Annotated in this window: 17 protein-coding genes and 1 pseudogene; 3 read left to right on the forward strand and 15 right to left on the reverse strand. The window is 56.5% G+C overall.

The window, feature by feature from the left end; genetic code table 11:
* Positions 1–98: 98 nt before the first annotated feature.
* Entirely contained in the window at positions 99–326 is a 228-nt protein-coding gene (yodD, locus tag AK59_RS0108570) for a YodD family peroxide/acid resistance protein (RefSeq protein WP_029882567.1), read from the reverse strand.
* A gap of 128 nt (positions 327–454) precedes the next feature.
* Between yodD and dsrB the strand changes: the two genes are divergently transcribed.
* On the forward strand, positions 455–643 hold the full coding sequence (dsrB, locus tag AK59_RS0108575) for a protein DsrB (protein ID WP_013097741.1): 189 nt from the start codon (positions 455–457) through the stop codon (positions 641–643).
* 88 nt (positions 644–731) lie between these two features.
* Here dsrB and rcsA read toward each other — a convergent pair whose 3' ends face one another.
* The 14 genes and pseudogenes from rcsA to fliF all read right to left on the reverse strand — a co-directional run bounded on the left by rcsA (position 732) and on the right by fliF (position 12,274).
* The gene (gene rcsA / locus AK59_RS0108580) at positions 732–1,355 is read right to left on the reverse strand and encodes a transcriptional regulator RcsA (RefSeq protein WP_013097740.1); all 624 of its coding nucleotides are present in this window, start codon (positions 1,353–1,355) and stop codon (positions 732–734) included.
* Between the two features lie 279 nt (positions 1,356–1,634).
* Positions 1,635–2,436 (reverse strand): annotated as a pseudogene (fliR, locus tag AK59_RS0108585) (flagellar biosynthetic protein FliR).
* 7 nt (positions 2,437–2,443) lie between these two features.
* The gene (gene fliQ / locus AK59_RS0108590; RefSeq protein WP_008500315.1) at positions 2,444–2,713 is read right to left on the reverse strand and encodes a flagellar biosynthesis protein FliQ; all 270 of its coding nucleotides are present in this window, start codon (positions 2,711–2,713) and stop codon (positions 2,444–2,446) included.
* Between the two features lie 10 nt (positions 2,714–2,723).
* Positions 2,724–3,461: a flagellar type III secretion system pore protein FliP gene (gene fliP, locus AK59_RS0108595; RefSeq protein WP_013097738.1), complete on the reverse strand. Its 738-nt coding sequence runs from the start codon at positions 3,459–3,461 to the stop codon at positions 2,724–2,726.
* A complete protein-coding gene (gene fliO, locus AK59_RS0108600) occupies positions 3,461–3,835 on the reverse strand; it encodes a flagellar biosynthetic protein FliO (RefSeq protein WP_029882569.1) in 375 nt (124 codons plus the stop codon). Before fliO ends, fliP begins: the two co-directional genes overlap by 1 nt.
* A gap of 2 nt (positions 3,836–3,837) precedes the next feature.
* Positions 3,838–4,251 (reverse strand): flagellar motor switch protein FliN, encoded by a 414-nt coding sequence (fliN, locus tag AK59_RS0108605; RefSeq protein ID WP_008500318.1) that lies wholly within the window; start codon positions 4,249–4,251, stop codon positions 3,838–3,840.
* The gene (gene fliM / locus AK59_RS0108610; RefSeq protein ID WP_013097736.1) at positions 4,248–5,252 is read right to left on the reverse strand and encodes a flagellar motor switch protein FliM; all 1,005 of its coding nucleotides are present in this window, start codon (positions 5,250–5,252) and stop codon (positions 4,248–4,250) included. Before fliM ends, fliN begins: the two co-directional genes overlap by 4 nt.
* Positions 5,253–5,256: 4 nt before the next feature.
* A complete protein-coding gene (gene fliL, locus AK59_RS0108615; RefSeq protein WP_014832480.1) occupies positions 5,257–5,727 on the reverse strand; it encodes a flagellar basal body-associated protein FliL in 471 nt (156 codons plus the stop codon).
* A 106-nt stretch (positions 5,728–5,833) separates the two neighbouring features.
* Positions 5,834–7,069, reverse strand: coding sequence for a flagellar hook length control protein FliK (fliK, locus tag AK59_RS0108620; protein WP_029882570.1), 1,236 nt, complete (start codon positions 7,067–7,069; stop codon positions 5,834–5,836).
* Positions 7,066–7,509, reverse strand: a complete 444-nt coding sequence (fliJ, locus tag AK59_RS0108625) for a flagellar export protein FliJ (RefSeq protein WP_013097733.1) — start codon at positions 7,507–7,509, stop codon at positions 7,066–7,068. The genes fliK and fliJ overlap by 4 nt, the downstream gene beginning before the upstream one ends.
* A 21-nt stretch (positions 7,510–7,530) precedes the next feature.
* Positions 7,531–8,901 (reverse strand): flagellar protein export ATPase FliI, encoded by a 1,371-nt coding sequence (gene fliI / locus AK59_RS0108630; protein WP_013097732.1) that lies wholly within the window; start codon positions 8,899–8,901, stop codon positions 7,531–7,533.
* Positions 8,901–9,611, reverse strand: a complete 711-nt coding sequence (fliH, locus tag AK59_RS0108635; RefSeq protein WP_029882571.1) for a flagellar assembly protein FliH — start codon at positions 9,609–9,611, stop codon at positions 8,901–8,903. The genes fliI and fliH overlap by 1 nt, the downstream gene beginning before the upstream one ends.
* A complete protein-coding gene (gene fliG, locus AK59_RS0108640; RefSeq protein WP_008500327.1) occupies positions 9,604–10,602 on the reverse strand; it encodes a flagellar motor switch protein FliG in 999 nt (332 codons plus the stop codon). Before fliG ends, fliH begins: the two co-directional genes overlap by 8 nt.
* Positions 10,595–12,274 carry a flagellar basal-body MS-ring/collar protein FliF gene (gene fliF, locus AK59_RS0108645; RefSeq protein ID WP_023619799.1) on the reverse strand — a complete coding sequence of 560 codons (1,680 nt, stop codon included), beginning with the start codon at positions 12,272–12,274 and terminating at the stop codon, positions 10,595–10,597. The genes fliG and fliF overlap by 8 nt, the downstream gene beginning before the upstream one ends.
* Before the next feature lie 228 nt (positions 12,275–12,502).
* Between fliF and fliE the strand changes: the two genes are divergently transcribed.
* Both fliE and yedD read left to right on the forward strand, forming a co-directional pair.
* Positions 12,503–12,817 carry a flagellar hook-basal body complex protein FliE gene (gene fliE / locus AK59_RS0108650; RefSeq protein WP_013097729.1) on the forward strand — a complete coding sequence of 105 codons (315 nt, stop codon included), beginning with the start codon at positions 12,503–12,505 and terminating at the stop codon, positions 12,815–12,817.
* A 75-nt stretch (positions 12,818–12,892) separates the two neighbouring features.
* Positions 12,893–13,306 (forward strand): lipoprotein YedD, encoded by a 414-nt coding sequence (yedD, locus tag AK59_RS0108655; protein ID WP_013096004.1) that lies wholly within the window; start codon positions 12,893–12,895, stop codon positions 13,304–13,306.
* Positions 13,307–13,376 lie beyond the last annotated feature (70 nt).

The raw sequence follows: 13,376 nt of genomic DNA on the forward strand, positions 1-13,376 counted from the left end.
TCGACTACATCAGATTTCCTGGTGTAACGAATTTTCAAGTGCTTCTTGCATAAGCAAGTTTGATCCCGGCCATCCCCATGACCGGGATTTTTTTCGTCCTAACGATTCGCTTCAGACACGCTAAAGTCATGGATATCAAGCTCGAAGGCCTCGGCCAGTTCACGGTAGGTGTGATAATCCCTTCCGTTGACGATGACCCGGTCAGAGTTGTCATCCGCACGACGAACTTCTGACTCACTGATCTCATTGATGGCGGCCAACAGGGCATCGACATCCACTTCGACCTCGCGTTTGATGGTGTCGCTGTACTCTTTATCGGTCTTCATTTCGGGATCCTCATTCAACCGTGTCCAACATTGATTATAGACTGAACACAAAAACGCCATTCGCGCGCCGTGGCGATGTGTGATTTTGCGTTTTGTTCTACACTGGCTCAAAACCACAGGAGGAACGTATGAAGGTTAACGATCGGGTTACTGTCAAAACGGACGGTGGACCGCGCCGCCCGGGGGTGGTACTGGCAATTGAAGAGTTTAGTGAAGGTACAATGTATCTGGTATCACTGGAAGACTACCCGCTCGGCATCTGGTTCTTTAACGAACTGGGGCATCCGGATGGCATCTTTGTGGAAAAAGCGGAGTAACACGGCATCGGGTGCCCGACAGCGCCCGTAAAAGCAAAAATCTCTGGCCAGGCCAGAGATCGTGTAGGGTACTCAAGGTCTTATGCAACTAACGCATGTTGACGAAAATCCCGTTCGTCACATTATCGGTCAGGCGGACAACGTGGTAGATCACTTGCTTATTATGGGTTTTAATCTTCCTTTTAATATTTCCTTTATGTGACGAAACGGTTTTCGCTTTAATATTCATCTGGTCCGAAATTTGAATCGTTCCTTGCCCGGCCATCCACATTCGCAGCATGCTTGATTCAGTTCTGCTTAATGATAGGGTGGGTAAGTTAACCGCTCCTACATTCTTAACTTCCTTATTCAAATAATCCCCCAGAATGTCATCCAGCGACTCTGGTTTTATCGATTTAGAACTGATCAATAAATTTTTACGGACCAACAAATACTCATCGAAATGGATATTTGCGATCGCCATAAAAACAATAAACAGGGTTTTAGGATGCTGATTAATGATTTGCTTAATGTGCTGACTGTTGGCTGGATCGTGAATGAAACAGTCCTCATTAATAAACACCACGCCTGGTTTGAGTTCATCACAAGCGGCTGCGAGCTCCTCAACGGTGTGTGCGTCGTTGATGTCTCTCTTTCTTACCCCTCTGCTTGCCAGATACCCGGTTAACCCTAGCCGGGTGTAGCTGCATAAATCCATAATGATCGTTGACATGGCATACCCTCACTCAATGCGTAACGATAATTCACCATCTGCCTGAGAGCTCATAAACAGCCATACGGGATGGAAAAAATTAATAAACCTGTGAGCATGACAAAGACTTTCAGGCGGACTCACTATCCCGTAAAGTTACGTATAATTTGCCAGGAATCATCTTAAAGTAAAGTAAATATTAAGTATTGTGAGGTGGTTAGAAACAATTAAACCGCGTCAGATATATCCTGGAAGATGTTTTTCGTGTTTTATTTTAGGAATATCCTCAGAAAGACAATATCAACTGTGAGGACTATTATTTACGTGGCAGCTCGCTGACAATATCCGCTAAGAGGTTGAATATCTCGCCGAATAAATGCTCACAGAAGGGGGCGATAAGTGGCATTAGCAATGACATTAATAAAATTCCCACCGTCAGCGTCAGCGGAAAACCAATGACGAACACCGACAGTTGCGGGGCCATGCGGTTGAGTAAACCCAACGCCAGGTTCACGGTCAGGAGCAGGGTGATGATCGGCAGCGCCAGCATCAATCCGTTGAGGAACACCAGCCCTGCGGCGCGGGTGAGTGCCAGGAACGCATTGCTGTTAACCGGGTTTTCCCCAATGGGCAGCGTGTGGAAGGTGTCCACCAGCATGGAGATGAGCCACAGATGGCCGTTAAATGACAGGAAAAGCAGCATCGCCAGCATATCGATAATGCGCGCCAGCACCGGCATGTTGAGGTGGCTGCCGGGGTCAACAAACGTGGCGAACGATAGCCCCATCTGCAGGCCGATCAGTTCCCCGGCGGTGCGCACGGCCGCAAAGGCCAGCTGCATGGTAAAACCAACCGCGACGCCAATCAGAATTTGCTGCAACGCCACCCATACTGCATTGGCCGAGAAGATCGGAATATTCACCGGAGGCAGGGAAGGGGCAACGATGATGGTGATGATGATGCCCAGCCCCACTTTGACCCGCTTCGGGATCGCTTTCTCGCTCAGAATCGGGGCGGTGGTGATCAGCGCCAGAATGCGCAGCATGGGCCAGAAATAGACCCCAAGCCACTGAATCCACTGGTCGCTGGTAAAATGGAGCATCGTCGCGTCAGCCGATGATGTACGGCAGATTGGTAAACAGGTTACGCATGTAGTCCAGCAGCAGATTGAGCATCCACGGCCCGGCAACAATGATTGCCACGAACACGGCGATGATTTTCGGAATGAACGAGAGCGTCATTTCGTTAATCTGCGTGGCGGCCTGCAGAATACTGATGATCAGACCGGTCACCAGGGCGACAAGCAGCAGCGGCGCGGCAACGGCAATCGCGATTTTCATCGCTTCCGTGCCCATCATCATGACCGATTCTGGCGTCATTGCGCGCTCCTCAACTGTAGAAACTCTGCGCCAGCGAACTAACCAGCAGCTGCCAGCCATCGACCAGCACAAAGAGCATGATCTTAAAGGGCAGGGCAATGGTGGCTGGCGGTACCATCATCATACCGAGCGCCATCAGTACGCTGGCGATCACCAGGTCGATAATCAGGAACGGGATAAAGATGGTAAAGCCAATCTGGAAGGCGGTTTTCAGCTCGCTGGTGACGTACGCAGGCAGCAGTATGCGCATCGGCACGGCTTCCGGGCCCTGCAGCTCCCCGGTGTTGGAAAGGCGGGCAAAGAGGGCCAGATCCGCTTCGCGCGTCTGGCGCAGCATGAATTCACGCAGCGGCTGCGCGCCTTTCTCCAGCGCCTCCTGCATGGAGATTTTATCTTCACTGAACGGCTGGTAGGCGTCGGTATAAATCTTATCGATAACCGGCGACATAATAAAAAAGGTCAAAAACAGGGCCAGGCCCAGCAGCACCTGGTTCGGCGGCGCGGAAGGGGTACCCAGCGCGTTTCGCAGCAGGCCAAAGACAATGATGATGCGGGTAAAGCTGGTCATCATCAGCAGGATCGCCGGAATAAAGGTCAGCGAGGTGATGAACACCAGCGTCTGAACCGGGAGCGACCAGCTTTGTCCGCCGCCCGCCAGAGGGGTTGAAACCAGACCGGGCAGTTGCGCATAAACCGCAGGAGCAAACAGGCCAACGCCCGCGAGCGTCAGGGATAACAAACGGCGCATCAGGATCTCCCGGAACGCTTAAGCAAACTCTTCATGACGGACTGGAAATCCGCAGGGGCTTCTGCACGCTCATCACTGATAGCAGGGGCGGGCGGCAGTTTATGTAAAACGTTGACGTTTGACGCGGTGACGCCCAGCACCAGCCGTGCGTCCTCAACGTCTACGATGACCACGCGCTCGCGTGGACCCAGTGCTGTACTGGCGCTGACCTTCAGACCGCGCGTCCCGGCGGTTTTACCCGCCAGGCCAAAACGCTTCGCCAGCCAGGCGGCGATAAGAATAAAGGCAATAATACCGAGCAACGCACCGCTCACCTGGAGCAGCGGTGAGCCGGGAACGGCAGAAGGTTGTGATACTGTTGCCTGGGTTTTCATTCTTAACGGCTCAGACGACGCATGCGCTCAGACGGGGTAATGATGTCGGTGATACGCACGCCATATTTATCGGCCACGACCACCACTTCACCCTGAGCAATCAGATACCCGTTGATCAGGATATCCAGCGGCTCACCGGCCAGACCGTCGAGAGCCACGACGGAACCCTGCGTCAGACGCAGCAGCTCTTTAATGGTCATGCGGGTGCGGCCCAGCTCAACGGTCAGCTTAACCGGGATATCCATAATCAGGTCGATGTCCTGCAGCGTACCGCTGACATCACCGCCGCCTAACTGCTGGAAGACGGCATCCGCTGCACTTTTGGCCGGGGTCGCTTTTTGCTCGTTTAACGCGTCAGCCCACAGATCGTCCAGTGCTCCGCTGTTTTCATCGGACGGATTGTTCATGTCACTCATTTGGGCTGTTCCTCATTCAGCGAATTCAAAATCGGGTTGATCAAGTGCTCAACGCGTAACGCATACTGGCCGTTAATTGTGCCGTACTGACTTGTCAGCACGGGGACACCATCCACATGGGCAATAATGCGGTCGGGTTTTTCTATCGGCAAAACGTCACCGGGTTGTAATTTCAGGATCTGGGATAACCGCAGCGGAATATCGGCAAAGCTCGCTACCAGCTCAAGCTGTGAGTGCTGGACCTGGCGCACCAGGTTTTCACGCCAGTTCTGATCTTCATGACGTGAGTTCTCCAGCGGCGGGTTGACCAGCAGCTCGCGCAGCGGTTCGATCATGCTGAACGGCAGGCAGATGTTGAACTCGCCGGTCAGGTTACCGATCTCCACGTGGAATGGCGTGTTGACGACGATGTCGTTCGGAGAGGTGGTGATGTTGGTAAATTTCACCTGCATCTCAGAACGCACATACTCCACTTCCAGCGGGTTAATGGCCTTCCACGCGTCGCTGTATGACTCCAGCGCCAGCTTCAGCATGCGGTTAATGACGCGCTGTTCGGTGTGGGTGAATTCACGACCTTCTACTTTGGTCGGGAAGCGCCCGTCGCCGCCGAACAGGTTATCCACCGCAATAAACACCAGGCTTGGGGAAAACACCACCAGACCTGTGCCGCGCAGCGGTTTCAGATGGATCAGGTTAAGGTTGGTTGGCACCGGCAGGTTACGGGCAAACTCATGATACGGCTGAATGCGGATCGCACCGACCGTGATATCCGGGCTACGACGCAGCAGGTTAAACAGCCCCATACGGAACTGACGTGCAAAACGTTCGTTAATGATCTCCAGCGCCTGCAGACGTTCACGTACCACGCGACGCTGGGTATTCGGGTCATAGGGACGAATATCGCTATCGCCGCCAATGCCCGGTTGCGGATCATCACTCTTATCGCTGTCGCCGTTGAGCAGCGCATCGATTTCTGCCTGAGAAAGAATACTGTCGCCCATGTCGTTACCGCAGAATAAAGGCTGTATACAGAACGTCAGTGACTTCCTGCTTAGGTTGGCCGTTCACCAGCGGGGTCGCCAGCGTTTGCTTAATAGCGTCGACCAGCTTTTGCTTACCTTCATCGGTGGCAAGCGTTGAAGCGTCCTGACGAGAGAACAGCAGCAGCAGACGGCTGCGCACTTCCGGAAGGTAATCGTTCAGTCGGGAACGGGTGGCTTCATCTTTCAGGCGCAGCGTGATGCCGACATACAGCACACGATCCGCATCACCGAGGTTGACGGTGAAGGTATCCAGCGGGAAGAACACCGGTGCCGGCGGAGGTGGCAGTTCGGCTTTGGCCGCAGCAGTAGAAGGTTTCTGCTGCATGCGCCAGTAACTATAGCCCGCGGTAGCGCAGGCGGCGAGCGTGATTAACACCAGCAGCGGGATCCAGATGGAACGCTTACTTTTTTTGGTGATCGCGGAGTCAGTCATCTGATACGAGCTTCCTGTTTCGGTACAGCTTAATATGGTGATTATCCCGTGTCCGGCTGACGTCAAAGCGTGGAAAAGACGGGGATAATCACGCTACCTCTGGCGTTTAGGCGAAGATGTCTACGGCGCGGTTGCCGCTCGCAGCGGATTGCAGGGCTGCCGGGGTCGGCAGCAACTCATCGCTCTCTTCAGTAAATCCGCCATGTTGGCCGGAACGCGACGCCTGCTGTTGCTGCTGGGACGAAGACTGCTGCTGCCCGGCAAAGCTCTCGCTGCTGACGCTACTCTGCGTAAGCTGAATGCCGTTTTCCGCCAGTGACGTACGCAGTACCGGCAGGGCGGCTTCCAGTGCGGCACGCACGTGGCCGTGCGCAGAGACCATCTGCAGCTGCGCCTGGTCATTATCCAGCTTCAGCGAAATGTGCACCTGGCCCAGATCTTCCGGGTTCAGGCGCAACTCTGCGGTTTGCTGTCCTTGCTTCGCAAACAGCGTGATGTGCTGGCTCAGGTTCTGTTGCCATTCGTGGGTGCCGAGCGGCTGACTCAGCACCGGAGCAGTGGCAACGGTTGCGGCAGGCTGCGCGGTGGCGTGGCTGGAGACAATCGGCGCCAGGGTGGCCGTTGGTGTTGAAGACGAAGACGCGCTGGCAAGATCCTGTTTCTCGGCCGCGACGGCGAGCGCTGGCGTCGCCGGTGCGTTGGCCGGCAGGGACGGATCAACGTTTTGCGCCTGCCCGGCGAAAGACGGCTGCGCGTTATCCTTGCCCGTCAGGGCGCTGCTCAACGCGTGTGCAGACGTGCCGTTTTGCGTAAGCGTCGTGGCGGTCAGGGCTGACGTTGCTTTGAGTCCCTCACTGCCCGCGCCTTTCGCCGTGACCGGCGTGGAGGTCTGCTGGTGCGGCAGCATGGCCATCAGCGCGCTTAAGCCCGCCAGCTCTTCTTCGCTCAGTTCGGTTTTGCTGTTATCGGCAGTATTCGTTGTGGCTAACGCCTTCAGGGAATCGCCCTTAGCGGCAGGCATCAGCCCGGAGACCAGCGTTTGCAGCGGCGTCGTCTGCGCCGTTTCATCGCCAGCCTGCGTGGATTGACGCGCGAGCAGATCGGCAATTTTCGCCTGCAGGGTGGACTCCCCCCCGGCGTCCTTCGCAACCTTTGACAGCTTGCTGCCAGCCGCCTTCAGGTCGGCCAGCGTCAGCGGCGCATCTTTGCCCTGACCGCTGGCGTCCGTTAACGCGCCCGCCAGCAGAGAAAGAAAGTCTTGCGCACCGTCGGTGCCTTTCCCCGTTTGCATGCCGCCTGACAGGTCGCTGTCGGTCATCAGCAGTTGTTGCAGTGTGATCATTCCGGTTTCCTCATTGATGCGCGCTGGGCAAACTCATCCATTTTTTTCTGATCCTGGCGGTTTTCCGCCAGCGTCGCCGCGGCAATCTGCCGGTCCTGTAAGGTCTGCCAGGCCTGCAGTCGCTGCTTCTTCTCGCGCCAGAAATTCAGCGCGGTGTCGACTTTTTGGGTCCATTGCTGAAGCTGCTGGCGATGCTGTTCTATCGCCTTCTCCAGCGTCTGAATAAACTGCTGATAGTTAATCCAGCGCTGGCTTCCAATGCCCTGTGTCATATCGGTATTGAGGTTGGTGCGATACTCATGCTGATAGTCGATTAACATCTTCAACTGCTCTTCAGCCTGCTGGCACCCGCGTCGCATTGCGCCAAGCTGCAATGCGGCATCATCAACTTCTTTTTCAGCCAGATCTTTCAGCGTTGATAACGCGCTGTTTTGCGCCATGATCGTCGCCCTCCACCTGTGTTACACCTGCGGGAAAATCAGCTCCAGAGCCTGAATCGAATCTTCCCAGTCGGCACGTTCAAAAATGCCTTGTTGCAAAAATGCCTCCAGCTGCGGCCACAGGCTAATCGCTTTGTCGAGCATGGGATCGCTACCTTTGGCATACGCCCCCACGCTCACCAGATCGCGGTTGCGCTGGAAGCTGGAGAGCAGTTGTTTGAAGTTACGCACGCGGGCGTAGTGCTTCTCGGTAATCAGCGCCGTCATTGCGCGGCTGATGGATGCTTCAATATCAATGGCCGGATAGTGTCCGGCTTCGGCCAGGCGACGCGATAACACAATATGACCGTCGAGGATCGCACGCGCAGAGTCGGCAATCGGGTCCTGCTGGTCGTCGCCTTCGGTCAGCACCGTATAAAACGCGGTAATGGAGCCACCGCCGCTAATGCCGTTCCCTGCGCGTTCAACCAGCGCCGGGAGTTTGGCAAAGACCGACGGCGGATAGCCTTTGGTGGCCGGTGGCTCACCGATGGCCAGCGCGATTTCACGCTGCGCCATCGCGTAACGGGTCAGAGAGTCCATGATCAGCAGCACGTGCTGGCCGCGGTCACGGAAATCTTCGGCGATGCGGGTGGCATACGCGGCACCCTGCATACGCAGCAACGGGGAGACATCCGCCGGGGCGGCGATGACCACCGAACGGGCGCGGCCTTCCGCACCCAGAATGTTTTCAATGAAGTCTTTAACTTCTCGGCCACGTTCACCGATCAGCCCCACGACGATCACATCGGCCTGGGTGTAACGGGCCATCATGCCGAGCAGGACCGATTTACCCACCCCTGAACCGGCGAACAGACCCATACGCTGGCCGCGACCGACGGTCAGCAGGGCGTTGATCGGGCGCACACCGGTATCAAGAACATGTTCGATCGGGGTACGCTGCAGGGGGTTAAACGGTTGGGTGATCAGCGCGCCGGTTTCGGTGGTGTCCGGGGCGGGCAGGCCGTCGAGCGGTTTACCGCTGCCGTCCAGCACGCGGCCCAGCAGGGCAGGGCCGAGCGGGAGCTGCTTACCGCTTTGCAGACCATCGCCGATGATGTTTTTCGCATAGACGCGCGCGCCGGGCAGAATGCCTTCCACCTCTTCAAGCGGCATCAGGAAAAGACGCTGGCCGTTAAAGCCCACCACTTCGCTTTCCACTTCTCGCGTTTCCTGCCCATCCTGACGCTCGATCACGCAGGTGGCCCCCAGAGGCAACTGCAGGCCGGTGGCTTCCAGCACCAGACCGGTGGCGCGGGTCAGGCGCCCATAACGACGAACAGATGGCAGTTGCGCCATCTTCGTTTCAAAGTTATCGAGCGTGTTGAGCCAGCGAGTGAGGCGTGCGGTCATCAGACGACTCCCGGAGCCGCCAGGCGGCACAGTTCCTGCCAGCGGGTGGCGACGCTGGCATCCAGATCGCCTTCATCGGCGGAGACTTTGCATCCGCCGTGATGTAACGACGGGTCACCGCGCAGACGCCAGCCGTGCAGGCTCAGCGTGGCACCGAGACTCTCTTCCACGCGCTGGAGATCGTCCGGATGAACGCGCAGTTGCGGTTTCCCGCTGAACAACGGCTCTTGCTGCAGCAGGCCCTGAATTTGTTTGATCAGCGCTGAATTATCGACCGCCGGGGTCTGACCAATTACCTGACGGGCCGCTTCCAGCGCCATCTGCATCAACCGGGAAGCAATCACGCTGTCCAGCGCATCCAGGGTGTGCTGGAACTCGCTGACCAGCTGCTGCATACGGGCATGGAGAGGCGCCTGCTGCTGGCGCGCCTGCTCAATACCCTGTTCTAACCCTTTCGCCAGACCTTCCTGATAACCCTGGTCATGGCCTTTCTGTCGGCCTTCATTCAGACCTGCATTGAAACCCTGCTCATGCGCCTGTATTTGTAACTGCGCCAGCATCTGCGTGCGCTGTTCTTCTTCGCTCAGTTCAGGCGCCTCGACGTCGGTGTCGCCCTCCTCGGGCGACGCTACGACAGCCGGGGTGAATTCAGAGAGGGCAGGGGCCAGATCGTCAGGCGTCCAGCGCTTCCACGGCAGCTCATTAGACATAGGTGTCGTCTCCGCTGCCAATTACCATCTCGCCGGTTTCTGCCAGACGACGAACGATGAGCAGGATCGCTTTCTGTTCGTTTTCCACCTGAGACAGACGCACCGGGCCACGGTTGGCAAGGTCGTCGCGCAGGATATCTGCCGCACGCTGGGACATGTTGCGCAGGAACTTCTCGCGCAGCGGCTGTTCGGCACCTTTGAGGGCGATAAGCAGCGACTCGGAGTCCACTTCCTGGAGCAGGCGCTGGATGCTACGGTCGTCCACTTCGACCAGGTTTTCGAACAGGAACATCTCGTCGATAATTTTCTGCGCCAGCTCGCCGTCGAATTCGCGAACCGCCGTAATAACGGCTTCTTCCTGCTGCGTTTTCATCAGGTTGATGATTTCCGCTGCCGTTCTCACGCCGCCCATTTTGCTGCGCTTGAGGTTCTGACCGTCGAGCAGGTTGTTCAGCACTTCGGTCAGCTCCGCCAGCGCCGCTGGCTGGACACCGCCGAAGGTGGCGATACGCAGCATCACATCGTGACGCAGGCGCTCTTCGAACAGCGCCAGAATATCGGCCGCCTGACCACGTTTGAGGTGAACCAGGATGGTGGCGATAATCTGCGGGTGCTCGTCGCGAATAAGGTCTGCGGCACTCTGCGGCTCCATAAAGTTGAGCGTTTCGATCCCGCTGGCGGTATCGCGCGTTTCGAGAATGTCCTCCAGCAGGCTGGCGGCACGCTCTTCGCCCAGCGCCTTGACCAGCACGGAGCGCAGATAGTCGTTGGCGTTGACGTTGAGCGCTGCAAACTGTTCGGCTTCCTGCTCAAACTCCGACAACACTTCGGTCAGCTGTTTGTTGGAGATCTGACGCACGTTGGCCATGGCCGCACTCAGAATTTGTACTTCTCGCTGGGAGAGGTGTTTAAACACCTCTGCCGCTCGATCTTCGCCAATGGTCATCAGCAGGATGACGCTTTTATCGGTGCCCGTAAGCGTATTACTCATGTTCGTTACCCATCCACTGGCGGATGACCAGCGCCACGACGCGCGGATCGTTATCTGACATTTCGCGAATGCGCTGGCTCATGACCTCAGCACCCATGCGCTGGTTAGCACGACGCTGCTGCATCTGTTCATCTTTGCTGAGGCGGACTTCCACCGCTTCTTCCACTTCCTGACGCGCGTTCATCTGTTCGCGAGCCGCTTTCTCGGCTTCTGCACGACGCTGCAACTGAGGACGAACGCCCTTACGCCACAGCAGCCAGGCGACAATCAGCACCAGCAGCCAGCGTCCAGCAGACATCAGCTGATCGATAAACGCCTGCTGTTGCCAGAACGGCAGCTCACCGCCGGTCTCATCTACCGGGTTAAACGGTGAATTCACCACGTTGAGGCTATCGCCACGCTTCTCGGAGTAACCCATCGCTTCACGGGTCAGGTCTTCGATCTGCTTCATCTGCTCTGCCGTCAGCGGCAGCGGTTTGCCATTCGGCAGCGTTTTGTAGTTCACCACGACGGCCACCGACAGACGCTGAATATCACCCACGTTCAGTTTTGTGTGGCGGATAGTCCGATCCACTTCGTAGTTGGTGGTTTCGTTACGGCTGCTGGTACGTGGACCGGCATTGCTGGCCGTCGAGGTTGTGGTCTGCTGATTTTGCTGACCGTTCTGCTGATTAGCCGGCGGCGTGGAAATAGGGGCCGCGTTAGCCGGGGCAGGCTGGTTAGAGAGTGCGCCCGGCACGCCGCCTGGGTATGCACCGCCAACCTGTTCGTTTTCGTTAACCTGGCGAGAGCGCATCACTGCCTGAGCCGGATCACCGTTCGGGCGGTACTGCTCTTCGGTCTGTTCTTTATTAGAGAAGTCGATCTGCGCGGTAACCTGGGCATGGACGTTGCTGTTACCCACAACCGGGCCGAGGATCGCTTCGATGCGGCGCTGGAGGCGCGCTTCCACATCGGCGGCATATTTCAGCTGCGCGTCATTCAGATCGCGCCCGGCGGTATTGCTTTGGGTCAGCAGGTGACCACTCTGGTCAACCAGCGTGACGTTACCCGGCGGTAAACCGGCGACGGCGCTGGAAACTAAATGTGTAACCGCGCTGATTTGCCCTTCATCCAGCGCCCGGCCGGGTTCAAGGTTGACTGTGACGGAAGCCGACGGGGATTTCTGTTCGCGGACAAACAGGGACGGTTTAGGCATGGCAAGGTGCACGCGGGCGCTCTTCACCGGGCCTAATGTTTCAATCGTGCGGGCCAGCTCACCTTCCAGCGCACGCTGGTAGTTCACCTGCTCGCTGAACTGGCTGATACCGAACTTTTCCTGATCCAGCAGTTCAAAACCCACCGCGCCGCCCTTCGGCAGGCCCTGCTGCGCCAGACGTAGACGGAGTTCATGGACTTTATCTGCCGGTACCTCAAGCGCACCCCCGTTATCGGCGAAGCGATAAGGGATGTTCATTTGAGTCAGTTGGGTGACGATGGCGCCGCCATCCTGATCGGAAAGGTTGCTGTAAAGCGTGCGGTAATCAGGACTTTTCGCCCACAACACCATCGCTACAAGGATCGCAATTGCGGCAGCGCCTGCCACGATCAACGGGATTTTAGGATTCGCGCGAAGGCGGTTCATCCACTCGAGTGATTTATTCTGCGGCGCTGTCGATGCTGCTGCACTCATTGCGCACCTCTTAAATCCTGGTGGTTTACGTTATTCGTGTAGAGAAACAAAACTGACTCCCGGGTCGGCAAACACGACAAAAGTTCCATATTGATGGCCCAGCCATTATTTGATGATTCGTGATTTTCTATGGGCCAAATAACCTGGTTTTTTATCGCTATTTACCGCCATTATCTTATTGACAAGCTGTTAGTCTTGACCGCGTAAAAAACCATCCAGGGGAGAGTCATGGCTATACAGGGTATTGAAGGGGTTATCAGTCAGCTGCAGGCAACCGCGATGACGGCCCGTAATCAGAATGTGGCAGAACAGCAGCCGACCATCAGCTTTGCCGGGCAACTGCATGCTGCGCTCGACCGTATCAGCGATACCCAGACCGCCGCGCGTACCCAGGCCGAGAAGTTCACCCTCGGTGAACCTGGCGTGGCGCTGAACGATGTGATGACCGATTTGCAAAAAGCCTCGGTCTCTCTGCAGATGGGGATCCAGGTGCGTAATAAGCTGGTGTCTGCGTATCAGGAAGTGATGGGGATGCAGGTCTAAGACCTGGACGATCTTCGCTGGCAGCCTTAGCGCTTTAATGCCACAATATTTTTTTCTTCGAATGCAGGAAAGATGATGAAAAAAATAGCAATTGCTGGCGCGCTGCTGGCACTCACCGGGTGCGTACAGGTAGATAGCTACAAGGATGTGATTAAACATCCTGTTCCGGCACATCTGGCGGGATACTGGCAGTCAAAAGGGCCGCAGAGCAAAATGGTCAGCCCGGAGGCGATTGCCACGCTGGTGGTGACGGAGGAGGGCGATACGCTGGACTGCCGTCAATGGCAGCGCGTAATTGCCGTGCCGGGTAAAATCATGCTGCGTTCAGACAGCTATTACAACGTAACCAGCAAGCTGGATATCTACCCGCTGGAGCGCGATGGCTCGGTGCTGGAGTATGATGGCATGGAGCTGCAGAAGGTCGATCGCCCAACGGTTGAATGTGCCGATTACCTGAGCAAAAATCCGCTGGAAAGTAAGCTACCGTAGCCGTTTTTGGTGTTTGCACCCTCTCCCTGTGGGAGAGGGCCGGGGTGAGGGCATCTGGCCGCACTCTTCA

This window comes from Enterobacter sp. T1-1 (genome assembly GCF_000710795.1).
Taxonomy (GTDB): domain Bacteria; phylum Pseudomonadota; class Gammaproteobacteria; order Enterobacterales; family Enterobacteriaceae; genus Enterobacter; species Enterobacter cloacae.

What these genes read in the sequence shown, in the direction of transcription:
- fliO (WP_029882569.1), bottom strand. Translation starts at nt 3,835, where the DNA reads ATGAAAACCCAGGCAACAGTATCACAACCTTCTGCCGTTCCCGGCTCA.
- fliP (WP_013097738.1), bottom strand. Translation starts at nt 3,461, where the DNA reads ATGCGCCGTTTGTTATCCCTGACGCTCGCGGGCGTTGGCCTGTTTGCT.
- fliN (WP_008500318.1), bottom strand. Translation starts at nt 4,251, where the DNA reads ATGAGTGACATGAACAATCCGTCCGATGAAAACAGCGGAGCACTGGAC.
- fliE (WP_013097729.1), top strand. Translation starts at nt 12,503, where the DNA reads ATGGCTATACAGGGTATTGAAGGGGTTATCAGTCAGCTGCAGGCAACC.
- fliJ (WP_013097733.1), bottom strand. Translation starts at nt 7,509, where the DNA reads ATGGCGCAAAACAGCGCGTTATCAACGCTGAAAGATCTGGCTGAAAAA.
- fliM (WP_013097736.1), bottom strand. Translation starts at nt 5,252, where the DNA reads ATGGGCGACAGTATTCTTTCTCAGGCAGAAATCGATGCGCTGCTCAAC.
- rcsA (WP_013097740.1), bottom strand. Translation starts at nt 1,355, where the DNA reads ATGTCAACGATCATTATGGATTTATGCAGCTACACCCGGCTAGGGTTA.
- fliG (WP_008500327.1), bottom strand. Translation starts at nt 10,602, where the DNA reads ATGAGTAATACGCTTACGGGCACCGATAAAAGCGTCATCCTGCTGATG.
- fliK (WP_029882570.1), bottom strand. Translation starts at nt 7,069, where the DNA reads ATGATCACACTGCAACAACTGCTGATGACCGACAGCGACCTGTCAGGC.
- dsrB (WP_013097741.1), top strand. Translation starts at nt 455, where the DNA reads ATGAAGGTTAACGATCGGGTTACTGTCAAAACGGACGGTGGACCGCGC.
- yedD (WP_013096004.1), top strand. Translation starts at nt 12,893, where the DNA reads ATGAAAAAAATAGCAATTGCTGGCGCGCTGCTGGCACTCACCGGGTGC.
- fliF (WP_023619799.1), bottom strand. Translation starts at nt 12,274, where the DNA reads ATGAGTGCAGCAGCATCGACAGCGCCGCAGAATAAATCACTCGAGTGG.
- fliQ (WP_008500315.1), bottom strand. Translation starts at nt 2,713, where the DNA reads ATGACGCCAGAATCGGTCATGATGATGGGCACGGAAGCGATGAAAATC.
- fliI (WP_013097732.1), bottom strand. Translation starts at nt 8,901, where the DNA reads ATGACCGCACGCCTCACTCGCTGGCTCAACACGCTCGATAACTTTGAA.
- yodD (WP_029882567.1), bottom strand. Translation starts at nt 326, where the DNA reads ATGAAGACCGATAAAGAGTACAGCGACACCATCAAACGCGAGGTCGAA.
- fliH (WP_029882571.1), bottom strand. Translation starts at nt 9,611, where the DNA reads ATGTCTAATGAGCTGCCGTGGAAGCGCTGGACGCCTGACGATCTGGCC.
- fliL (WP_014832480.1), bottom strand. Translation starts at nt 5,727, where the DNA reads ATGACTGACTCCGCGATCACCAAAAAAAGTAAGCGTTCCATCTGGATC.